This window comes from Streptomyces sp. NPDC091649 (assembly GCF_044756785.1).
Classification (GTDB): Bacteria; Actinomycetota; Actinomycetes; order Streptomycetales; family Streptomycetaceae; genus Streptomyces.
This window is the reverse complement of the sequence record NZ_JBIVTR010000003.1, coordinates 133,181-153,419: the sequence shown is the minus strand read 5'-3', so window position 1 is coordinate 153,419 and position 20,239 is coordinate 133,181. Positions and strand designations below refer to the sequence as shown.

Here is a 20,239-nt window from a genome sequence, read left to right as displayed (position 1 = left end):
GACGCCGGTCAGTCGACGAAGACCGCCGTCGTGTAGACCCAGGCGCCCTCGTACCGGGCGAAGCGGCTCTTCTCGTGGAGGGAGTCGGGACGTCCGTCATCGGTGTAGTGGGCGCGGAAGGTGACCGTTCCGGTGGAGTGGAAGGCGCTGCCCTCGGTGGTGTCCAGGATCTCCAGACGCACCCAGCGCATCGACGGGTCGAAGTCGACGCCGGGCGGCCGGGTCTCGGGGTGCCAGGTGCGCAGCAGGTACGCCGCGTCCTGGACGACGAAGGCCGCGTACCGGGAGCGCATCAGGGCCTCGCAGGTCGGGGCGGCGGCGCCGGAATGGAAGCGGCCGCAGCACGCGCCGTAGACGGCGGGCAGGCCGCAGGGGCACGGGGAGCCGGCGGTGATCCGCGGGGCCCCGGGCCCCCGCGGGCGGGAGGTGCGTCGTGACATGCGTCCATTGTGACGCGAGATGGCGGGACCGGTGCACGGGCGGGGGCCCGGACCGGGGCCCGTGGGAGACGGGAGCCCGGCGCCGTCCGTGACCGGGCCGATTCCGCCGAGCGCCGCCCCGGGGGCGTGCGGGTCTCAGGTGAGGAGGAAGTCGGCCTGCCCGGCCTTGGCGCCCTGGATGAACGCGGCGATCTCGCCGTTGGAGTAGATGAGAGCCGGGCCGTCCGGGTCGGCGGACTGGCGTACGGCGATCCGCCCGTCGGAGAGCTTCATCGCCTCGATGCAGTTGCCGCCGTTCCCGCCGCTCCACGGCTTGTACCAGCCTTCGGAGCCGAGGTCACCGGCCGGCATGCCGTTGTATATGTGGTTCATCGCAGCTCCTTGCGGAAGTCCCGGAGGATTTCCTTCGTGCGTTGTGCAGTCGCGGCCTGCGCCGCCATGCGGTCCATGACTTCGAGATAGGAGGCCACCTCGGGGCGGGCGTCGAAGTAGACGGCTCCGGTCAGGTACTCGCTGTAGACCATGTCGGGGAGTTCGGGTACGGCGAACCGGAAGAGGACGAACGGCCCGTAGGTTCCCGGATGGTGGCCGGTGGCGAACTCCGCGATCTGCACGGTGACACGGGGCAGCTCCGTGGCTTCGAGCAGCCTGTCGATCTGTCCGCGCATCACCTCCGCGCCGCCGACGGGCCGCCGCAGGACGGTCTCGTCCATGATCACCCACAGTCGCGGCGCGTCGTCCTTGGCCAGCAGGGACTGCCGCTCCATCCGCAGCGCGACGTGGCGTTCGATGTCCTCGGGCCGGGTCTGGCCGAGCGCACCGGTCCGCATCACGGAGCGCGCGTACTCCTCGGTCTGGAGCAGTCCGGGCACGAAGTGCGGCTCGTACATGCGCAGCAGGCTCGCGGCGCCCTCCAGGCTGACGTACATGCTGAACCAGTCCGGCAGGACGTCGTGGAAGCGCTGCCACCAGCCCGGCTTGTTCGCCTCCTCCGCCAGGTCGACGAAGGCGTCCGCCTCCTGATCGGCGACGCCGTACGCCTTCAGCAGCAGCTGGACATACGGGATTTTCAGCCCGACCTCGGCCGTCTCCATTCTGCGTATCGTCGCTGGGGCGACCCTGAGCACCTTCGCCGCCTGGTCACGGGTCAGGCCGACACGCTCGCGCAGATCCTGCAGGCGCTTGCCGAGAACGACCTGGCCCACGGTCGGGGCGGACCGCGGTTCGCTCACTTCAGACCTCCCCATGCGCTGTTTTGCGAGCAGTGTGCCATGCGTGCGCCCCCAACGACACAGTCACTCTGAAAATTTCAGAGTGCCCCTTGCCAAGTGTCATCGTCAGGGGGAGAGTTGGCTCTCGAACCAGTTCGCTCAGTCATGCCCCGCCCCCGGACACCCGGAGAACGAAGCGTGACGCAGCCCCCACTGTGAGGAATCGGTCGTGGCACCTGGCAGTGCGCTCATCCCCCGGCTCATGGACCTCAGCCCCGGGACGGAGGCGCTCCGTTACTGCTTCGCACTGCCGGCGCACCCCGAGTCGGTGGCCGGAGCCCGCGAGCTGACACGAGTCCGGCTGGACGCCTGGATGCTGGGCCGCGACGCCTGTGACGCGGCCGTCCTCATCGTCTCCGAGCTGGTGACCAACGCGGTCGTGCACACCGCGAGCACCCGTGTGGTGTGCGAGCTGAGCCGCCTCGGCAGACACCTGCGGATATCCGTGCAGGACCAGGGGCACCAGCCCGGCGGCCCGCGGCTGCGCCGCTCCTCCGACGACGAGCACGGCCGTGGTCTGCTCCTCGTCGACGCGATGAGCAGCGCCTGGGGATCGCACGACGCCGGGGACGCGTCCGGGCGCATCGTCTGGGCGGAGTTGCCGCACGAGACCGAACAACCGCCCGGCACGGAGCGGCCGTGCTGAAGAACGCGCTGTCCCGGCTGCGCACCGCGCACCGCGCCCGGACGCCGGAGCAGGACCGCGGAGGACGGGTGCGGCTGGTCCTGCCGGCCTCGATGTCGGCCAGCCTGGGCTGCGACGCGGTGGGAGTGCCCGCCCGGCACGGCTTCCGTCTCATGTCCCACCTGCCGCGCACCGGATGCGTCTTCGCCGACGCGGACCGCTGGTGGTGGATCGTTCCGGCCGGCTCCGACCTGGATCTCGACTGGCCCGAGCAGGTGACGTACGCGCGGGACGCGGACGTGCCGGGAGGGCGGCCCCGGCTGATCCACTCGCCGGACGGGCTCACCCCGTACACCCCGCCCATTCCGTTGTTCCTGATGGTCTGCCAGGTGACCGGGGTGGCGCCGAGCTGGGCCGCCACCGGTGCTCCGAGCATCGTGTCCGCGCCCTGAGGGCTGCCCCGTCCGCGCCGTCCGCGCCCGGAGAAAGTCTCGACGCGGACGCTCCCCTCGCCGGGCCGGCGGCGGAGCGGAGGGATGGGGCGTGCGAGGGGCATCGGGAAGTCGGCCCGGCGGCCCTCTCGGATTCCCTGACCGCGGCGGATGCGGCCGCCGCGCGGCCGGGTCAGGGGCGGTCGAGGTACGCGAGTTGCGGGTGGGCCTCGATGTAGCGGTCGAGCAGCCGTCGGGCCACCGCCACGGAGTCGACCAGCGGATGCAGCGCGAAAGCCCGGACGGCAGCCGCGCGGGACCCGCTCTCCGCCGCCTCCAGCACCGCCCGTTCCACGGCCTTCACCGCGGTGACGAGGCCGACCGTGTGGTGCGGGAGGGGCGAGACGGCCACCGGGTGGGCCCCGTTGGCATCGACCAGGCAGGGCACCTCGACGACCGCGTCCGCGTCCAGAACCGACAGCACGGTGCGGTTGCGGACGTTGAGGATCAGTGAGGTGCGTTCGTTGCGGGCGACGGCCCGCATCAGGGCGAGGGCGACCTGTTCGTAGCCGCCGGACTCCAGGTCGCTCTCCGCGCGCTCCCCCGCACCGGCTACCTCTCGGTTCTCCGCCATGTACGTCGCCTCGCGTTCGGCGCGGGTGCGGTCCCAGGTGGCCAGGGCCGGGATCCCGGGCCGGCGCACGCGGGCGTAGAAGCCCTCCTGCTGGTCCTGGAGGAAGGCGCCCCGGGTCTGTTCGGCCTCCTGGTAGGCGCGTACGGCCTCCCGGTTGAAGTAGTAGTAGTGCAGGTATTCGTTGGGAACGGCGTCCAGCGACCGGAGCAGTTCCGCGCCGAAGAGGCGGCCCTCCTCGAAGGATTCGAGGAGCCCGGGGTCGGCGAGCAGCCGGGGCAGCTCGTCGCGCCCGTCCACGTACAGCCCCCGCACCCACCCGAGGTGGTTGAGCCCGGCGTAGTCGATCCAGGCCCGGTCCGGGTCGGCGCCCAGGGCGCGGGCGATGCGCCGCCCCAGCCCGACCGGCGAGTCGCAGATCCCGATGACCCGGTCGCCCAGGTGCCGGGACATGGCCTCGGTGACGAGGCCCGCCGGGTTGGTGAAGTTGATGACCCAGGCGTGCGGGGCGAGCCGGGCGATGCGTCGGGCGAGGTCGAGTGCGACGGGGACGGTCCGCAGCCCGTACGCGATGCCTCCGGCGCCGACGGTCTCCTGGCCGAGCACGCCCTCGTCGAGGGCCACCCGTTCGTCCGCGGCGCGTCCGGCCAGCCCGCCGACCCGGATGGCGGAGAAGACGAAGTCGGCGCCGCGCAGCGCCTCGTCGAGCTCCGTGGTGGCGACGACGGCGGGGGCGTCCGCGATGCCCCGCCCCTGTTCCTCCAGGACGCGGGCCACGGCGGTGAGCCGGTCGGCGTCGGTGTCGTACAGGGTGACCCGGGAGACGCGGCCCTCGGCGTGATCGCCCAGGAGGGCCCCGTACACGAGGGGCACCCGGAATCCGCCACCGCCAAGAATTGTCAGCTTCACGCTGCTCGATGGTACGGGCAGGGGCGGGCTCACCGGTGCTGCCCGCGCCCGCCTCCGGGCGCGACGCGGCGGCCCCGGGCCCGTGGGCGTGATCCGGGGCCGCCGCGGCCGAGCGGTCGGCGGAGGGTCAGTGGCCGCTCCACCAGCGGGTTACCGCCTGCCAGAGCCGGGCCGGGGCGGCCGGGCGTCGCTGCTGCGGGATCGCGGCCACCGGATCGGGTTCGGTGGGGGCCGGTCGGGGCGCGGAGGGTGTTGCCGGTTCGGGCCGGGGGGCGGCGCCCGGGGCGTGGGCGGGCTGCATGCCCGCCGCCTCGTGCCGGGGTTCGGGGACGGTCCTCGCCGGGGAGGAAATCTCCCAGGCGTCGGCCGGGCGGGCGGTGCGGGCCATCACCGAGAGCGGATCGGCGTCCAGCTTCTGCCGGGGGCTGGGGGCGAACTTCACCGGCAGTTCGACCAGGTGGCGGGACATGATGTTGCCGACCCAGCGCAGCTCGCTCTCCCCGACGCCGAGCTCCAGGTCAGGGAGGCGCATCAGAAGGGCGTCGACCCCGACGTCGGCGATGGCACGGCCGATGTCCTGGCCGGGGCATTCGTGGGGGCCGCCGCTGAAGGCCAGGTGGGCGCGGTTGCCGCCCATGTCGGCGTTCAGGTCCGGGCGGACGGTGGGGTCGGTGTTGGCGGGGGCGATTCCGACGAGCAGGGCGTCGCCCGCCTTGATCTGCTGGCCGCCCAGCTCGGTGTCGCCGACCGCCCACCGGCCGAAGACGGCGGTGAAGGGCGGCTCGTCCCAGAGGGTCTGCTCCACCGCCTCGGGGACGGTCATGTGCCCGCCGCTGAGCCGGGCGCGGAAGCGCGGGTCGATGAGGACCATGCGCAGCACGTTGGCGATGAGGTTGGCGGTGGACTCGTAGGCGGCGATGAGGATGAGGCGCAGATGTTCGACGACCTCGATGTCGGTCATCTTCGCGGGGTGCTCGGCGAGCCAGGTGGCCAGGTCCGGCGCGGGGTCGGTCCGGCGCCGCTCGACCAGGCGCGTCAGCACGGACACGATGTGGGCGTTGCTGGCCACCGCGGTCTCGGTGCCGCGGATCATGTCCCGGGCCGCCTGGACGAGGCGCTCGTCGTACTCCTCCGGCATGCCGAAGATCGCGCACACCACCATCATCGGCAGGTGCTCCGCGAACTGGCTCACCAGGTCGGCGGTGCCCTTCTCGCAGAAGTCGTTGACGAGACGGTTGCTGAAGCGGTTGATGTGGCGGCGGACACCGCGGGTGTCGATGCGGTCCATGCTGTCGGTGACCGCGCCGCGCTGCCGCTCGTGCGTGGCCCCGTCGGCGAAGGCGCAGATGGGCTGCCAGGTGAAGATCGGGGCGAGCGGGTGGTCCGGGGCGACGCTGCCGTCCTGGAGGGCCCGCCAGCGCCGCGAGTCGCGGGAGAACTGGGACGGCGTACGGGTGAGGTGGAGGTTCTCGCTGTGGCCGAGGACGAGCCAGGCGGGCACGTCGCCGTGGAGCAGGACCGGGGCGACCGTGCCGTGTTCGGCGCGGAGCTTGTCGTAGAGGCCCGCCGGGTCGTTCTCCGCCTCGGGGCCGTAGAGCCGGCGCAGGCCGCCGGGGCCGATGCCGAGGTTGTGGGCCGGGCACTGGGGCGGCGGCACAGTGCCGGGTTCGTGGTGGAAGGGGGTTGTCACAGGGTCTCCAGGGATCAGGATTCCGGGGCTGGTGCGCGAGCGGGGCGGGACGTTCGGGTGCGGGCCGGCCGGGAGGGTACGCCGGGGACGGCGTACGCCCCCCGGCTAAGGTCCGGTCGCCGGGGACCCCGAGGGCGTACGGCGTCAGGTGAGGGGGACGGACAGGCTGTGCAGATAGCGCATCAGGGTCATCAGCACATCGCGGCTGGAGGTTCGCAGCCGCGCGTCGCAGTCGATCATCGGGACCTCGTCCGGCAGGTCGAGGGCTCTGCGCAGGGCCTCGACCGGGTGGTGGGGAGCGTCGGGGAAGGTGTTGACGGCCACCACGAACGGCACTCCGCGCTCCTCCAGCCGGCCGATGACGTCGAAGCTGACTTCGAGGCGTCTGGTGTCGATGAGGACGACCGCGCCGAGGGCTCCTTCGAAGAGGCCGTTCCACAGGAACCAGAAGCGTTCCTGGCCGGGGGTGCCGAACAGATAGAGGATCAGTTCCTCGCTGAGGCTGATCCGCCCGAAGTCCATGGCGACCGTGGTGGCGGTCTTCGTCTCCACCCCGGCGTTGTCGTCCACCCCGACGCCGGCCTGGGTCATGGTCTCTTCGGTCGTCAGTGGCCGGATCTCGCTCACCGAGCCGACCATCGTGGTCTTGCCGACGCCGAACCCACCGACGATCACGACCTTCACCGCGGCGGTGGCCGTGGTGGGGAGGACGTCCTCGCTGCGGGGTCCGGTGATCGTGTCAGAGCTTCTGAAGTCCATGCATCACCGCTTCGAGGAGGGACCTGTCGGGGAGAGTGGCGCGAACGATCGGCGCGCGCGACTCGATGAGTTCGGCCGCGAGGAGATCGCTCAGGAGCGAGGTGACCACGCTGAACGGCAGGCCGAGGTAGGCCGAGATCTCGGCGACGGACAACGGCGCCTGGCAGAGCCGCAGGATGGCGGCCTGCTCGGGCTGGGACGTCGGCGAGGGCTCCGCCTGCGCGACGACCATCGTGACCAGGTCGAGCGCGGCCCGTTCGCTGTCGTCGAGATCACCGGTGATCACGTACAGCCGTTCCGGATCGTGGAGATCCGGATCGGCCTCGCGGCGCTCTCGTCGAGGAACACTCATCCGGACTGCCCGCCGTGGCGGGGCGGGCTGGTCAGGTGGGCTCCGATCCGCACGACCATGTCCCGCATCCGGGCTCCGACGAGCCCGGCGTCGACGGTCTCGCCGGCCAGGACGGCGAGGTAGGCGCCGGTCCCGGCGGCCATCAGGTAGAAGAACCCGCCCGTCACCTCGATGACCACGAGCTTCATGAGGCCGTCGCTGTACGGAATCTCGGTGGCCACCGCGGCGGCCAGGCTCTGGAGTCCGGCGCAGGCGGCCGCGAGCCGGTCGGCGACGTCGGGGTCGCCGCCGTGCATCGCGATGCGCAGGCCGTCCGAGGAGAGCACCACGATCTGGTGGACGCTCGGTACGTCGTCGGCCAGTTCCTTGAGCATCCAGTCCATGTTTCCCCGCTGCTGGATCACTTCAGGTCTCCCTTGTCCCACGCGTCATCGGAGTCTTCGCCGTGCTTTCTTTCCTGCGGTACGCCGTTGACGGCCTGGGTGAACGCCTCCAGCCACAGCCCGGGGGGCTTCTCCCCGCCGCTGCCGTCTCCGTCCTCGCCCCGCCCGGGCGCGAACCCGTCGGCGGGGGCTGTGGTCGGCGGGGGCTGCTGCGGCAGGTTGTGCGAGCCGAGCGGGGCGCGGCCCCGGCTGCGGCGCTGCGGCAGCCCGTTCTCGGTCCACTCGGTGACCACGGGAAGGTCGTCCTCCATGGGCGCCGTCGCAGGGGCCTGGTGCGACGTGGCCGCGGGGGCTCCGGTGGAGACCGGTGCGGCCATGGACGGCACGGGGCCGGTGGCGGCGGGCTTGGGCTTGCGCTTGCCGGGGGGCGGCACCACGTGCTGGAGCTGCGACATGTCCAGGGAACTGGTGGGCCGCGAGGTGGCGCCGATGCCGTGGGCGATGCCCGGGGCGGGCCCGGTGGTGATCATGTCGCGCGGCACGATGAGGACGGCGCGGACGCCGCCGTACGCCGACTGACGCAGCGACACCTGGAGCTGGTACATCCGGGAGAGCCGGCCGACGACGGCCATGCCGAGGCGCGGCGACTCCCCGAGGTCGTTCATGTTGATGCCGGCCTGGGCCTGGGCGAGCATGTTCTCGGCGCGGGCGCGGGCCTCCTCGCTGAGGCTGACGCCGCCGTCCTCGATCTCGATGGCGATGCCGGTCTGCACCTCGACCGCGGTGACGTGCACCCGGGTCTGGGGCGGCGAGTAGCGGGTCGCGTTGTCGAGGAGTTCGGCGCAGGCGTGGATGAGCGGTTCGACCGAGGTGCCGACGATGGCCACCTTGGCGATCGAGTGCAGATCGACGCGCTGGTACTCCAGGATGCGGGACATGGCGCCGCGCAGCACGCTGAACAGCGGTACGGGCTTGGGCCACTGGCGGCTGGGCCGGGCGCCGCCGAGCACGGCGATGGAGTCGGCGAGCCGGCCGATCAGCGCGGTGCCGTGGTCGATGCGCAGCAGGTCGTCGAAGACCTCGGGGTTGCGCCCGTAGTGGTTCTCCATCTCCCGCAGTTCACTGGCCTGGCGGTGCACGATCGCCTGGACGCGGCGGGCGACGCTGACGAAGGCACGCTGGGCCGAGTCACGCCGCGCCTCCTCGTTGTCGATGACTTCGAGGACCTGGTAGATCTGCTCGCGCAGCGCCTTGGGCAGATGGCGGTTGGCCGCGTCCGCGTCGACGATGTCGCGCATCACCTCTTCGGGCGAATTGCCCACGCGCAGCCGCCGGATGGCGGCGGGCATGACCTCCTTGGTGAGCCGTACCGTCTCGGCGTCGTGCGAGAGGATGCGGTGTTCCAGGTAGGCGATGCGCTGTTCGTACTCGGCGCGCTGGACGCGCATGGCGCGTCGGCGGCGGTGCAGCGCCACGGTGAGTACGGCGACCACGAGCGTGGCGATCGCGCCGCACACGGCGACTGGTATCCGCGCGGCCGGTACGACCAGCGCCGACCCGGCGGCGGTGGCGCCGAGGAGCAGGGCCACGGGCAGCAGGACGACGCGGACGACGGGAACTTCTCTGTCGGTCGGCGGTGATTCAACACGGACCATCTAAAACCCTCTGGCGGTTGATTCCGGGATGTATGCGCACGTGAGCGGAGACTCAGGAACAAATGCTCGATTCATCTCAACTCGACTTCACTGCGCGTGAGCTTAGCCAGATCAGAACAGTGCTTGGGCATATTCACCCAACCCCCTGCGCGAGCCCGCCGAGAGGAATACACTCACCAGGTTTCGCACTCAGCGCTTCCGATCCTGCACGGGGAGTGACAGAGGCCGGAAATCGACCCTCCCGAGAGCCTGCTGTACCGCAAGTCGGTACAAATCTCAGCACTCAAAGACTCATTAAGGGACAACTCGACCCATCGGTCCTCCCGTTCGTCCCGCAGAACAGGACAGAGGTACAGGTGCTCGAACCGGATCGAAAGGTGCAGATTCCTGATCGCCGGGCGGGTGGCGCGAAAAGTCGCCGCGCTGACGGGTATGCGGACGCCCTCCGCCGCGTACGCTCCGACCGCCCCGCACGAGGGCGCCGGGCCGGGAATCATGTCGCTGGGCGGCATACCGACGGTGACGAGAAGGAGCGGACGGGAACATGGGCATGACGGCGGCCGACGGCTACACGATCGCATCGCTGGACACCGGGCTCCGGGCGCTGCGGCTCTTCCTCGCCCATGACACGCTCACCGTCAGCGAGGCCGCCGAGCGGCTCGACGTCGGGCGGTCCACCGCGCACCGGGTGCTGAGCACCCTGGAGGGCCGGGGGTTCGCCATCCGCGACACGTCGGGGCGGGGCTACGCGGCCGGCCCTGAGCTGGTGCGACTGGGGCGACCCGCGGGGGTCGGCCGGGCGGCCCGCGACCGGCTGGGTCCGGTGCTGGACGACGCCGTCGCGCGGACCGGCGAAACGGTGAGCTGCGTCGCGCTCATCGGCGATCAGGTCATCGTCACCGACGGCCGCGAGTCGGCCCACCCGGTGCGGGTGGCCCTCAGCCGGGACGGACGGGGCCGGCCCACGCGGAGGCGGGCGGCAAGCCGCTGCTGTCCCGGATGACGGCCGACCAGCTGTGCGCGCTGTATCCGGCGGAGGAGCTGGAGCCGCTGACGCCGCGGACGCTCACCTCGCGTACGGCCCTGCTGAGCGAGCTGGCGCTGATCCGGCGGAGGGGGCACGCCGTCAGCCGGGGCGAGTCGGTCCCCGGCATGAACGCGGTCGCCGTCTTCCTGGGCGGGTCCAGTTGGCGCGACCGGCTCGCCCTGGTGGCCGTCGCCCCGGCGGACCGGGCCGACGACGCCGCGAATGCCCGGCGGGCGGCTCTGCTCGGGGAGTCGGCCGCGCCGCCGGTCGGCGCGCACCCGGGCTGAGCGGGGTGCCGGGTCAGCGGCGGGCCCCGCCGAGCCGCCCCTCCAGCTGTACGAGCAACTCGCTCAGTCTGGAGCCGAGTTCATCGCGGCCGTCGGCGTCGAGACCGGCGAGCACGGCGCGTTCGTAGGCGAGCTGCTCGGGCAGCAGCCGGTCGACCAGGGCCCTGCCCTCGTCGGTGAGCCGGACGTGGGCGACCCTCCGGTCGCGGTCGTCGCCCCGGCGGTCGACCAGGGCGCGGTCCTGGAGGGCGCGCAGCCGCTTGGTGACGGCGGCTCCGGAGGAGAAGGTCTCACGGGCCAGCTCGCCGGGGGTGAGTTCCCGGTCCGTCCGGCGTACGGCGCCGAGGAGGTCGAATTCGGCGCGGGTCAGCCCGGCGGAGCGCAGCGGGGCGTCCTCCGCCTGCTGGAGCAGGGCGGCGCAGCGGTTGATCCGGCCGATGATCTCCATCGGTCCGGTGTCGAGCTCAGGGTTGACGGCCTGCCACTGCCGGACCACCGAGGCAACGATGTCGTCGGTCACTCCGCTCCGTTCGAAGGGGCGGGGGCCGCCGGCCCCCGCCGTTGTGCTGTCGCGGCGAGCGTACGGTGTCCGGCCCGCTCGGCCGCGAGAAGGCGCTGCTCGGGGAGGGCGCGCTGCCACCATTCGCCCGCGGCGGTGTCGCCGGCCTCGCGCAGTTCGACGAGGCTCGCGGTGAGCGTCCGGCGCGCCCGGTCCCGTTCGGCCGGCGCGGTCCGGGGGTCGGCGCCGGCCCGCTCGGCGTCGGCGCGGGCCCGGTGGGTGGCGTCGAGCGCCCGCTCGACCCGCCCCGCCGCCCGCCGGTTGGTGACGAGCGTGGCGGCCAGGAAGCCGGCGGCCGCGCCGAGGAGGGTGTCCAGGACCCGGTCGCCGATCAGCTCGCCGGCCGGGTGGGCGCCCCCCAACTCCAGGACCAGCAGGGCCATCGGGGTCACCGCGACGGAGCCGAGCCAGTAGTTGCGGGTGATGAGGGCCTCGGCGGCGAAGCTGAAGAAGAGGCAGCAGCAGACGAGGGCGAGCGGGCTGATGCGGGACACCGGCAGGACGGCGGCGAAGACGAGTACGCCCAGGAGGTTGCCGAGGGTGCGCTGGAGGGCCCGGTTCCAGGAGAGGGTGATGTTGGCCTGGCAGAGGGAGGCGGCGGTGACGATCGCCCAGTAGGGGCGGCCGACGCCGAGTGCGGCGCAGAGGTATCCGGCGAGCGCGCAGCCCGCGAGGGCGCGGGCGGCGACGGGCAGCAGCGGCGATCCGGGGCCGAGGCCGCGGAGCAGGGCACGGCGGGCCGCGCGGCGGCCTTCGGGGGCCCGCAGGGCGGCGCGTTCGGCGTCGATCCCGTACAGCTCGTCGGCGGTGCCCGGGGCCGCCGGCGGCGCGGGCACGGGCCCCCGCGCCCGGGTCAGGGCGGCCCAGGCGCGCAGCCGGTCCGGTTCCGCCGCTCCGCCCGCGGGGCCGGGGGCCGCGAAGGCCGCTTCGGCGTGCACCACCAGGCGTTCCAGCGACCGGCGTGCGGGCGTGGGGCGGCCGGAGGCGAGCAGGCACTGCCAGGCGGCGTGCACGGCGGCGGCCGCCGCGTTGCGGGTACGGGGACCCGGGTCGGCGGCGCACCCGGCCGCGGCGTCCAGGGCGCGGGCGACGGCCCGGCGTTCGGGGCCCTCCCTGCGGACCAGGGCGGGCGCGACGGCGACCAGCCAGGCGAACGCGCCCGCGCCGAGGGTCAGGGCGAGGTGCCCGGGGATCTGCTCCGGCCGCTGCGGGGCGAAGAGGGCGGCCGAGCTGACGAAGGTGAAGATCACATGGCCGGGCGGCCCGATCCGGGTGGCGTCGCACAGCGCCTTACTGACGGCGGCGAGCAGCGCCCCGACCGCGATGAGCACGGCGGTCGATCCGGTGAGCGACGCGGTGACGAGGGAGACGGCGAGGGAGGCCGTCATGCCGAGCACCACACCCGCGACGGCCCGGGCCCGCCGGGCGTAGGGGAGGCCATGGCCGTAGAGCGCGCAGAGCGCGCCGGCCATGGTGTAGATCACGAGGTCGAGCCGGCCGATGGCCAGGAGCGTCAGATGGGGCACGGCGGAGGCGGCGACCACGCTGAGGGCGGGCTTGAACCAGATGTCCGAGGGCCGGGAGAGCCGGAGGGCGGGGGCCGGCGGGAGACCTCGGACGGGGGGCCGCCGAGGTCGTATGGATGTATCACTCACCCATATAAACTAACAGGTGTTACACCAGTAAAACACTTCTGTCCACGCGGCCCCGGCACACCGCCCCGCGCCGCCCCGGTCCGAACAGAGCAGGACGCCGCCGCCCCGTTCCGGGCGGCGGCGTCCCGAGGGGTCGGCGGGGCGGCCGGTCAGCCGAGACCCCGGGCGTCCTGCTTGAGCGCGGTGTCCACCGTCAGGGCCGTGGCGACGACCAGGCTGAGCAGCGGCTCGGGCAGGCGCCGGTGGATCTGGAGCACGTAGTTGTCCGCCGTCGTGAACATCGTCTTCGCCAGACCTTCCCAGGTCTTCGTGATCCGCGCGATCTCGGTGCCTTCGTGGTCGACGATGGCGAAGTTCCAGGCGCGCCAGTTCTCCGCCCTGATCGCGCCGACCTGCACACCGCCGGCCGTCATCGCGAAGTTGATCTTGCCGATGGCGTTCTGCTGGACGATCTCGCCGACGGGCTGCCCGTCGGGCCGCTGGACGATGACGCGGGACTTGATGAACTTCGCGGGCCGGGTCAGCAGCAGCTGCGGCCGGCCGTCGGCGTCGCGGATCTCCAGGCGGTGCGTCAGGTACTGGTCGACGCTGGAAACGAACCGGAGCACCTTGCGCAGCGCGCTCTGGCCGACCTGGGCGACCGAGCCGACGGTCGCGCCGTGCTGATCGAACACCCGGTACTCGTTCGTGACCTCGATCAGCTTGGCCTTCTGGTTCACCACCAGGACCGGCTGGTCGAAGAGCGAACCGGCGGACGCGGCCTGCCCGGCGGGGGCGGCGGCGCCCGGAGCCTGCTGGGCGGGGACGGCTGCGGGGTCCTGCCGCCCCTCGGCCGGGTGCGTGTGCTCGGTCCACCGCGCCCCGTCCCAGTAGCGCAGCAGTCGGGGTGCACCGTGGGGATCAGGAAACCAGCCCGCGGCTATGTTCGATTGCGTGGTCACTCGGGCACACTATCCCGCGGACAGCGCGACCCATATTCTTTGAATCTTCATACACCCATTACGATGGCGGGCGATGACCAGGGTGAGCACGCGGACCGACCGGCAGCGGTGCCGCTCCCGCACGCCCCTCACCCTGGGCTGGGTGTTCTTCCTGCTGGCCATGCTCTTCTGCTGTTCGGTCACCGCCTCGTCCGCCGCCGCGCCGGTCGCGGCGGGCCCGGACGGCGCGACCGCCGTCCGGGCCTTCTCCCCGACGCCCGACGCGGCCGTCGAGCCGGTCACCATGGCGGCGCCCGCCGACCGCGGACTCGGGACGTCGTGCCACGGCGGCTCGACGCACACGGCGGCCGTCGTCCTTCCGGCGTCGTCCGCCCCCGTGGCCGTTCCCTCCCCCGTGGCCTTCGCGCCCGCCGCCCCGCTCACCGGCGCGGCGGCCATCCGGGGTCCCGCGCACGACGGTGTGCGTTCCGTCGATCAGCTACGCCTCCAGGTCCAACGGATCTAGAGGCGGGGTCCGCTCTCCCGCCGCGCCCTTGCGCCGGTTCACCGGGAGCGGTTTTTCGTATGCCCCCGCATCCCTTCCCCCTCCGTGCATCGACCCCGTATGCACCGGTTGAACGACGAGGACTTCCCATGGCTTCCGCCAAGAACCAGAACAACCCGGCCTCCGCGCGTCGCGCCAAGCTCGAAGAGGCACGCCGCAAGGAGCGCGCCCGCGAGCGCCGGGGCCGCATCCTCACCATCGGCGCGTCGGTGGCCGTGGTCGCCGCCCTGGTCGCCGGAGGCGGCTACCTGATGTCGCAGGCGAACGAGAAGGACAAGAAGGAGGAGCAGGCCAAGACCTCGCCGGTCACCGGAGAGCGCAGCTGGGACAAGCTCACGCAGGAGCACGTGGCGACCAAGGTCGACTACCCGATGAACCCGCCCGTCGGCGGTGACCACAACCAGGTCTGGATGAACTGCAACGCGGACGTCTACACCGACGAGATACCGAAGGAGAACGCCGTGCACTCGCTGGAGCACGGCGCGGTCTGGGTCACGTACAACGACAAGGCGTCGGACGCCGACGTCGAGGCGCTCGCCAAGAAGGTCAAGTCGACTCCGTACTCCCTGATGAGCCCGGTCAAGGACCAGAAGGACCCGCTGATGCTCAGTGCGTGGGGCAAGCAGGTCACGGTCGAGAGCGCGACGGACGACCGCGTCGCGCAGTTCTTCACCAAGTACGTGCAGGGCCCGCAGACCCCCGAGCCGGGGGCCGCCTGCACCGGCGGGCTGGACAAGTGACCGCCCTGGCACCGTCCCGCTCCACCCGCCGGATGGTCCTCGCGGGAGCCTCCGTGCTCCTGTTGGCCCTGGGGCTGGTGGCGCTGATGGTCGTACGCCCCTCCTCGGCCTCTCCGCCCGGGGCGTCCTCGGCGGCGCTCTCCGCTCCGGCGGAGGGTTCCGTGGACGCGGGTTTCGCGCGGGACATGGCGATCCACCACCAGCAGGCGGTCGAGATGTCGTTCATCGTGCGGGACCGCACCGACGACGAGGACGTGCGGCGTCTCGCGTACGACATCATCAACACCCAGGCCAACCAGCGCGGCATGATGCTGGGCTGGCTGGAGATGTGGGGGCTGCCCAAGAGCTCCGCCAAGCCGCCGATGGAATGGATGGGGCACACCCTCGCACCGACCGACGACGGTTCGCTGATGCCGGGCATGGCCACCGACGCGGAACTGGCGGCGCTCACGGCCGCGAAGGGCGAGAAGGCCGAGGTGCTGTTCCTGCGGCTGATGACCGTGCACCACCGCGCGGGCGCGGACATGGCACAGGCCGCCGCCGGTGCGGCGGAGAACGACGCCATCCGGAATCTGGCGGCGGGCATGGTCCGCGGCCAGAAGTCGGAGATGGGCCTGATGGCGGACATGCTGGCGGACCGGGGCGCCAAGCCCTGAACGCGGTCCGCGGAGGCGGGGCGGTACCGGCCGCACGGCCGGGGCCGCCCCGCCTCCGCTGCCGGCCCGCCGCTGCCGGGGCGCCTCCCCCTCGGCGGTAACGCCCTTCCCCGCTCCCCCCGCCCGGAACCTCCCATCGCATAGGCTCGGCGACGATATGAAGAGCATCCTCACTCCGCTGGGGCCCAAGGCCGACAAGGACACCGTGCGACGGCACAACCTGAGCCTGGTGCTGCGCGCCGTGCGGGACGAGGGCGAACGCGGCGAGGCGACCCGGGCCGGAGTGGCCGCCCGGGTCGGGCTGACCCGGGCGGCGGTGTCCTCGCTCGTCGAGCAGCTGATGGAGAGCGGGTTCCTCACCGAGTCGGGCAAGACGTTCAGCGGCCAGGCGGGCCGCCCGGGCACCGCGCTCAAGGTGGCCCGCACCGGTCCCGCCGGGCTCGGCGTCGACATCAACATCGACTACGTCTCGGTGTGCGTGGTGGACCTGGCGGGCACCGGCCGGGTCCGGCAGACCGAACACCTCGACAACCGGGGCGCGCCCGCCGAGGAGGCCCTGGAGCGGGCGGCCCGGATCGCCGCGCGGACCCTGGAATCGGCGTACGAGCAGGAGCTGCGTCCGGTGGGGGCGGCGCTGGCGCTGCCGGGTCTCGTCTCCGGCGGATCGGTGCGCCAGGCCCCCAACCTCGGCTGGAACGAGGTCCCCGCGCAGGAGCTTTTCGCCGGCGCCCTCGCCGCGTCGCGCCCCGGCCGCCCGGTGCTGCCGGTCGCCTCGGAGAACGAGGCCAACCTCGCGGCCCTGGCCGAACTGTGGTTCGGCGGTCTGGGGGACGTCCGCAGCTTCCTCTATCTGACCGGAGAGATCGGGGTGGGCGGCGCGCTCGTCCTGAACGGCGAACTGCTGCGCGGTGCGCACGGCTTCGCCGGGGAGATCGGTCACGTGGTGGTGGACCCGGCGGGGCCGGAGTGCCGGTGCGGGTCGCGGGGGTGTCTGGAGCAGTACGCCGGGCAGACGGCGCTGTTGCGGGCCGCCGGGATCGAGGGCCGCGGCGGCGCGTCGGGGGTGCTGGAGCTGGAGCGGCGCGCGGCGGCCGGTGACCCGCGTGCCGTCGCCGCGATCCGCGAGGCGGGCCGGATGCTGGGCCGGGTGCTGTCGGGCGCGGTGAATCTGATCGACCCGGACGCGGTGGTGCTCGGCGGGATCTTCCGGGGCCTGATGCCGTGGCTGGCGCCGCCCGCGGACGCGGAGCTGACCGGCCGCGTGGTGTCGGGGCTCTGGTCCCCGGACGGCGGCCGGCTCCGGGCTTCCTCGGTGGCGGGCGACGCGGCGCGGGGCGCGGCGGCGCTCGTGGTGCAGGACGTGTTGGAGGACCCCGCGGCGTACGCGGAGCCGTCCGGCGGGTGAACCGGGGCCCGGGCGGCCCCGGTCCACCCGGAGTGGTCAGCGCACCGCGAGCAGGTGGTCCATGGCCAGCTGGTCCAGTGCCTCGAAGGCCATGCCGCGTTCCGCCGCGGTGTCCACGTCGAAGTCCTCGTACGCGCCGCGGTCGGCGAGGAGGCCGGCCAGTCCGTCGCCGGCGGTGGGCCGCGCCAGGTCGTCCAGACGGGACGCGCGCAGGGCCGCCCGCACCTCGGGGTCGGCGCGGAAGGCGGCCGCCCGCTCCTTGAGGATGAGGTAGTTGCGCATACAGCCCGCGGCCGAGGCCCAGACACCGTCGTAGTCCTCGGTGCGCGGGGGCTTGAAGTCGAAGTGGCGGGGGCCTTCGTAGCCGCTCTCCAGCAGGTCGACGAGCCAGAACGCCTGACGCAGGTCGCCCGCGCCGAAGCGCAGGTCCTGGTCGTACTTGATGCCGGACTGGCCGTTGAGGTCGATGTGGAAGAGCTTGTCCGCCCACATGGCCTGGGCGATGCCGTGCGGGAAGTTGAGCCCGGCCATCTGCTCGTGCCCGGTCTCCGGGTTGACGCCGACCAGCTCGGGGCGCTCCAGGCGCTCGATGAAGGCCAGGGCGTGGCCGATGGTGGGCAGCAGGATGTCGCCGCGCGGCTCGTTCGGCTTGGGCTCGATGGCGAAGCGGAGGTCGTAGCCCTGCTCGGTGACGTATTCGCCCAGCAGGTCGAACGCCTCCTTCATCCGGTGGAGGGCGAGGCGGACGTCCTTCGCCCCGCCGGATTCGGCGCCCTCGCGGCCGCCCCACGCCACGAAGGTCGTCGCACCCAGCTCGACGGCGAGGTCGATGTTGCGCAGGGTCTTGCGCAGCGCGTAGCGACGCACCCCGCGGTCGTTGGCGGTGAATCCGCCGTCCTTGAAGACGGGATGGGTGAAGAGGTTCGTCGTGACCATGGGCACGACGAGCCCGCTGCTGTCGACCGCCTGCCGGAAGCGCTTGACGATCCTCTCGCGCTCCGCCTCCGGCGCCCCGAAGGGGATCAGGTCGTCGTCGTGGAAGGTCACGCCCCAGGCGCCCAGCTCCGCGAGCCGCCGCACCGACTCGACCGGGTCGATGGCCGCGCGGGTGGCATCGCCGAAGGGGTCCCGGCCCTGCCAGCCCACGGTCCACAGACCGAAACTGAACTTGTCCTCGGGGGTGGGGGTGAAGCGTTCCGTCATGGTCCGACCGCCTTCGCCTGCCGTCGGGGCTGCCCGGCGGCCAGCCCGGCACCCCTATTTGTTCAGTGACATGACTAATCAATCACACCACACCCCGCCAGGGAACCCCCTCGTCCCCCGAAGGGCCGCACCGGCCGTCGGGCGGAGGGCCGCACATCCCGTTGTGCGCCGGACCACGCATCCCGTAATTTGTTCGTGCCGCAGCCGAATGATCAGCACCCAGCGCGAAAGAGGCCACCATGCCGTCACCCGCCGTCGTCATCGGCGTGGACAGCTCGACGCAGTCCACCAAGGCCGCCTTCATCGACGCCGTGACCGGCGAACAGCTCTCCGTGGGGCGCGCCCCGCACGTGGTCACCGGCGAGGCGGGGGCGCGTGAGAGCGACCCGGAGGTCTGGTGGCGGGCCCTGTGCGATGCGGTGGCCGCCGGACTGAAGGCGTCCGGCCTGCCGGCCCACGCGGTCACCGGCATCGCGGTCGCCGGGCAGCAGCACGGTCTCGTCGTGCTGGACGGAAAGGGCCGGCCGCTGCGCCCCGCGCTGCTGTGGAACGACACCCGCTCCGCGCCGCAGGCCGCCGCCCTCACCGACGCGCTCGGCGGGCCGGGCGCCTGGACCGAGCGCACCGGCTCCGTGCCGGTCGCCTCGATCACCGCCTCCAAGTGGCAGTGGCTGCGCGAGAACGACCCCGCGAGCGCGGCCGGCGCGGCGGCCGTCCGGCTCCCCCACGACTTCCTGACCGAGCGCCTCGCGGGCGTCGCCGCCACCGACCCCGGCGACGCGTCGGGCAGCGGGTGGTACTCCACCGCCACCGGCGCCTACGACCCCGTCCTGCTGGACCTCCTCGGCCTCGACCCGGCCCTGCTCCCGGAGGTCGCGCCCACCGGGGCGGCCCGGATCGGCTCGCTCACCGCGTCGGCGGCGCGCGCCCTCGGGCTGCCCGCGGGCATCGCCGTGGCGGCCGGCACCGGCGACAACATGAGCGCCGCGGTGGGCCTCGGGCTGGGCGGCGAAGGGCTGCTGGACCACCCCGTCCTCAGCCTCGGCACCTCCGGCACGGTGTTCGCCGCCTCCCGCACCCGGCCCGCCGGCACCGCGCTGAACGGGTTCGCCGCCGCCGACGGCACGTACCTCCCGCTGGCCTGCACCCTCAACTGCACGCTCGCCGTGGACAAGGTCGCCGCCCTGCTGGGACTCGACCGCGAGGACGCGGCGCCCGGCGGGGAGGCCGTCCTGCTGCCCTACCTCGACGGCGAACGGACGCCCGATCTGCCGACCGCCTCCGGGCTGCTGACCGGACTGCGGCACGACACGACCCGGCAGCGACTGCTCGGCGCCGCCTACGAGGGCGCGGCCGTCACCGTACTGCGGGCCCTGGACGGTCTGCTGGCGGCCTGCGGTCTCGATCCCGACGCTCCGGAGGTCGCCGCCCGCCCGCTGCGCCTGGTCGGCGGCGGGGCGCAGGGGCGGATGTGGGTCCAGACGGTGCGCCGGCTCTCCGGCCGCCCGCTCGTCATCCCCGGCAACGGGGAACTGGTCGCGCTCGGGGCGGCCGCGCTGGCCGCCTCGGCGGCGGGCGGCGGTGACCCGGTGGCGCTGGCCACGGGCTGGCAGACGCCCGGGGCGGACCGTCAGCTGCCGCCGGTGGAACGGGATGTGGAGACCTGGCAGCGGATCGCGACGGTCCTGGACCGCGCCTCGGGGCCCCTGCTCGGCGGCTGAGCCGGGCTCCGATGCGGCCGGGCAGGACGCGGCTGACGGTCCGGACGCCGGGTCGCCACCGTCCTTCATCGGCCGGCCCGGGGCCAACCGGCGAGTGCTCGGCGGCTGAGCCCCACCGGGCTCCGATGCCACCCGGCGGGCGGTGCCCGCGGCGGCCGCACGCGTCCGCTCGGCCTCCTCGCGCCGGCAGTCGTGGTGCTGGGCGCAGCGCCGTCGGACCGCCGCCCACTCCGCGAGGCGGCCGGCACAGCCGTTGCCGTACCGGACGGCACCGTGCCGGTCCCCGTCCGCCCCAGAAGGCTCGTCGCGACGCGTTCGAGGAAGCACCGGCCGTACGGGACGACCACGCCGGCAC

Annotated in this window: 22 protein-coding genes; 9 read left to right on the top strand and 13 right to left on the bottom strand. The window is 73.1% G+C overall.

Going from position 1 to position 20,239, the window contains the following annotated elements; all coding sequences use genetic code 11:
- Positions 1 to 8: 8 nt before the first annotated feature.
- The 3 genes from ACIQMU_RS08160 to ACIQMU_RS08150 all read right to left on the bottom strand — a co-directional run bounded on the left by ACIQMU_RS08160 (position 9) and on the right by ACIQMU_RS08150 (position 1,672).
- Positions 9 to 440: a YchJ family protein gene (locus ACIQMU_RS08160; RefSeq protein ID WP_402688474.1), complete on the bottom strand. Its 432-nt coding sequence runs from the start codon at positions 438 to 440 to the stop codon at positions 9 to 11.
- Positions 441 to 575: 135 nt separating this feature from the next.
- Complete coding sequence (locus ACIQMU_RS08155; RefSeq protein WP_352238873.1) at positions 576 to 812, bottom strand: DUF397 domain-containing protein; 237 nt, start codon at positions 810 to 812, stop codon at positions 576 to 578.
- A complete protein-coding gene (locus tag ACIQMU_RS08150) occupies positions 809 to 1,672 on the bottom strand; it encodes a helix-turn-helix transcriptional regulator (protein ID WP_352238874.1) in 864 nt (287 codons plus the stop codon). Before ACIQMU_RS08150 ends, ACIQMU_RS08155 begins: the two co-directional genes overlap by 4 nt.
- Positions 1,673 to 1,880: 208 nt before the next feature.
- Here ACIQMU_RS08150 and ACIQMU_RS08145 point away from each other — a divergent pair, with 208 nt between their 5' ends.
- Together ACIQMU_RS08145 and ACIQMU_RS08140 are read left to right on the top strand one after the other, a co-directional pair.
- Positions 1,881 to 2,357: an ATP-binding protein gene (locus ACIQMU_RS08145; protein WP_352238875.1), complete on the top strand. Its 477-nt coding sequence runs from the start codon at positions 1,881 to 1,883 to the stop codon at positions 2,355 to 2,357.
- Entirely contained in the window at positions 2,351 to 2,788 is a 438-nt protein-coding gene (locus ACIQMU_RS08140) for a hypothetical protein (RefSeq protein WP_352238876.1), read from the top strand. Before ACIQMU_RS08145 ends, ACIQMU_RS08140 begins: the two co-directional genes overlap by 7 nt.
- A 172-nt stretch (positions 2,789 to 2,960) precedes the next feature.
- Here the strand turns inward: ACIQMU_RS08140 and ACIQMU_RS08135 are convergent, their stop codons facing one another.
- The 6 genes from ACIQMU_RS08135 to ACIQMU_RS08110 all read right to left on the bottom strand — a co-directional run bounded on the left by ACIQMU_RS08135 (position 2,961) and on the right by ACIQMU_RS08110 (position 9,146).
- Positions 2,961 to 4,307, bottom strand: coding sequence for a 6-phospho-beta-glucosidase (locus tag ACIQMU_RS08135; protein WP_402688473.1), 1,347 nt, complete (start codon positions 4,305 to 4,307; stop codon positions 2,961 to 2,963).
- Positions 4,308 to 4,434: 127 nt separating this feature from the next.
- Complete coding sequence (locus ACIQMU_RS08130) at positions 4,435 to 5,997, bottom strand: cytochrome P450 (protein WP_402688472.1); 1,563 nt, start codon at positions 5,995 to 5,997, stop codon at positions 4,435 to 4,437.
- A 144-nt stretch (positions 5,998 to 6,141) separates the two neighbouring features.
- Positions 6,142 to 6,756, bottom strand: a complete 615-nt coding sequence (locus tag ACIQMU_RS08125; protein WP_352238879.1) for an ATP/GTP-binding protein — start codon at positions 6,754 to 6,756, stop codon at positions 6,142 to 6,144.
- On the bottom strand, positions 6,737 to 7,108 hold the full coding sequence (locus ACIQMU_RS08120; protein WP_352238880.1) for a DUF742 domain-containing protein: 372 nt from the start codon (positions 7,106 to 7,108) through the stop codon (positions 6,737 to 6,739). The genes ACIQMU_RS08125 and ACIQMU_RS08120 overlap by 20 nt, the downstream gene beginning before the upstream one ends.
- Positions 7,105 to 7,512, bottom strand: a complete 408-nt coding sequence (locus ACIQMU_RS08115; RefSeq protein WP_352238881.1) for a roadblock/LC7 domain-containing protein — start codon at positions 7,510 to 7,512, stop codon at positions 7,105 to 7,107. The genes ACIQMU_RS08120 and ACIQMU_RS08115 overlap by 4 nt, the downstream gene beginning before the upstream one ends.
- Positions 7,509 to 9,146, bottom strand: coding sequence for an ATP-binding protein (locus tag ACIQMU_RS08110; RefSeq protein ID WP_352238882.1), 1,638 nt, complete (start codon positions 9,144 to 9,146; stop codon positions 7,509 to 7,511). The genes ACIQMU_RS08115 and ACIQMU_RS08110 overlap by 4 nt, the downstream gene beginning before the upstream one ends.
- Before the next feature lie 544 nt (positions 9,147 to 9,690).
- On the opposite strand from ACIQMU_RS08110, the gene ACIQMU_RS08105 reads away from it, so the two are divergent.
- Entirely contained in the window at positions 9,691 to 10,149 is a 459-nt protein-coding gene (locus ACIQMU_RS08105) for a helix-turn-helix domain-containing protein (RefSeq protein ID WP_402688471.1), read from the top strand.
- Complete coding sequence (locus ACIQMU_RS08100; RefSeq protein WP_402688470.1) at positions 10,146 to 10,460, top strand: IclR family transcriptional regulator C-terminal domain-containing protein; 315 nt, start codon at positions 10,146 to 10,148, stop codon at positions 10,458 to 10,460. The genes ACIQMU_RS08105 and ACIQMU_RS08100 overlap by 4 nt, the downstream gene beginning before the upstream one ends.
- A 13-nt stretch (positions 10,461 to 10,473) precedes the next feature.
- Here the strand turns inward: ACIQMU_RS08100 and ACIQMU_RS08095 are convergent, their stop codons facing one another.
- The 3 genes from ACIQMU_RS08095 to ACIQMU_RS08085 form a co-directional block, all read right to left on the bottom strand.
- The gene (locus ACIQMU_RS08095) at positions 10,474 to 10,980 is read right to left on the bottom strand and encodes a MarR family winged helix-turn-helix transcriptional regulator (protein ID WP_030591842.1); all 507 of its coding nucleotides are present in this window, start codon (positions 10,978 to 10,980) and stop codon (positions 10,474 to 10,476) included.
- Complete coding sequence (locus tag ACIQMU_RS08090) at positions 10,977 to 12,674, bottom strand: FUSC family protein (protein ID WP_402688469.1); 1,698 nt, start codon at positions 12,672 to 12,674, stop codon at positions 10,977 to 10,979. Before ACIQMU_RS08090 ends, ACIQMU_RS08095 begins: the two co-directional genes overlap by 4 nt.
- Before the next feature lie 149 nt (positions 12,675 to 12,823).
- Positions 12,824 to 13,615, bottom strand: coding sequence for a phospholipid scramblase-related protein (locus tag ACIQMU_RS08085; RefSeq protein WP_352238886.1), 792 nt, complete (start codon positions 13,613 to 13,615; stop codon positions 12,824 to 12,826).
- A gap of 73 nt (positions 13,616 to 13,688) precedes the next feature.
- On the opposite strand from ACIQMU_RS08085, the gene ACIQMU_RS08080 reads away from it, so the two are divergent.
- The 4 genes from ACIQMU_RS08080 (at position 13,689) to ACIQMU_RS08065 (ending at position 16,960) form a co-directional block, all read left to right on the top strand.
- Positions 13,689 to 14,120 (top strand): hypothetical protein, encoded by a 432-nt coding sequence (locus ACIQMU_RS08080; protein WP_352238887.1) that lies wholly within the window; start codon positions 13,689 to 13,691, stop codon positions 14,118 to 14,120.
- Between the two features lie 128 nt (positions 14,121 to 14,248).
- The gene (locus tag ACIQMU_RS08075; protein WP_352238888.1) at positions 14,249 to 14,899 is read left to right on the top strand and encodes a DUF3105 domain-containing protein; all 651 of its coding nucleotides are present in this window, start codon (positions 14,249 to 14,251) and stop codon (positions 14,897 to 14,899) included.
- Complete coding sequence (locus ACIQMU_RS08070; RefSeq protein WP_352238889.1) at positions 14,896 to 15,555, top strand: DUF305 domain-containing protein; 660 nt, start codon at positions 14,896 to 14,898, stop codon at positions 15,553 to 15,555. The genes ACIQMU_RS08075 and ACIQMU_RS08070 overlap by 4 nt, the downstream gene beginning before the upstream one ends.
- Before the next feature lie 157 nt (positions 15,556 to 15,712).
- Complete coding sequence (locus tag ACIQMU_RS08065; RefSeq protein ID WP_352238890.1) at positions 15,713 to 16,960, top strand: ROK family protein; 1,248 nt, start codon at positions 15,713 to 15,715, stop codon at positions 16,958 to 16,960.
- A 36-nt stretch (positions 16,961 to 16,996) separates the two neighbouring features.
- Here ACIQMU_RS08065 and xylA read toward each other — a convergent pair whose 3' ends face one another.
- The gene (xylA, locus tag ACIQMU_RS08060) at positions 16,997 to 18,163 is read right to left on the bottom strand and encodes a xylose isomerase (protein ID WP_352238891.1); all 1,167 of its coding nucleotides are present in this window, start codon (positions 18,161 to 18,163) and stop codon (positions 16,997 to 16,999) included.
- 239 nt (positions 18,164 to 18,402) lie between these two features.
- On the opposite strand from xylA, the gene xylB reads away from it, so the two are divergent.
- Positions 18,403 to 19,884 (top strand): xylulokinase, encoded by a 1,482-nt coding sequence (xylB, locus tag ACIQMU_RS08055; protein ID WP_402688468.1) that lies wholly within the window; start codon positions 18,403 to 18,405, stop codon positions 19,882 to 19,884.
- The last annotated feature ends 355 nt before the right edge of the window (positions 19,885 to 20,239 follow it).

Excerpts from the sequence above, each read along its gene's own strand:
- ACIQMU_RS08160 (WP_402688474.1), bottom strand. The coding sequence starts at position 440 with ATGTCACGACGCACCTCCCGCCCGCGGGGGCCCGGGGCCCCGCGGATC.
- ACIQMU_RS08155 (WP_352238873.1), bottom strand. The coding sequence starts at position 812 with ATGAACCACATATACAACGGCATGCCGGCCGGTGACCTCGGCTCCGAA.
- ACIQMU_RS08125 (WP_352238879.1), bottom strand. The coding sequence starts at position 6,756 with ATGGACTTCAGAAGCTCTGACACGATCACCGGACCCCGCAGCGAGGAC.
- ACIQMU_RS08120 (WP_352238880.1), bottom strand. The coding sequence starts at position 7,108 with ATGAGTGTTCCTCGACGAGAGCGCCGCGAGGCCGATCCGGATCTCCAC.
- ACIQMU_RS08110 (WP_352238882.1), bottom strand. The coding sequence starts at position 9,146 with ATGGTCCGTGTTGAATCACCGCCGACCGACAGAGAAGTTCCCGTCGTC.
- ACIQMU_RS08105 (WP_402688471.1), top strand. The coding sequence starts at position 9,691 with ATGGGCATGACGGCGGCCGACGGCTACACGATCGCATCGCTGGACACC.
- ACIQMU_RS08100 (WP_402688470.1), top strand. The coding sequence starts at position 10,146 with ATGACGGCCGACCAGCTGTGCGCGCTGTATCCGGCGGAGGAGCTGGAG.
- ACIQMU_RS08080 (WP_352238887.1), top strand. The coding sequence starts at position 13,689 with ATGACCAGGGTGAGCACGCGGACCGACCGGCAGCGGTGCCGCTCCCGC.
- ACIQMU_RS08075 (WP_352238888.1), top strand. The coding sequence starts at position 14,249 with ATGGCTTCCGCCAAGAACCAGAACAACCCGGCCTCCGCGCGTCGCGCC.
- ACIQMU_RS08065 (WP_352238890.1), top strand. The coding sequence starts at position 15,713 with ATGAAGAGCATCCTCACTCCGCTGGGGCCCAAGGCCGACAAGGACACC.
- xylA (WP_352238891.1), bottom strand. The coding sequence starts at position 18,163 with ATGACGGAACGCTTCACCCCCACCCCCGAGGACAAGTTCAGTTTCGGT.
- xylB (WP_402688468.1), top strand. The coding sequence starts at position 18,403 with ATGCCGTCACCCGCCGTCGTCATCGGCGTGGACAGCTCGACGCAGTCC.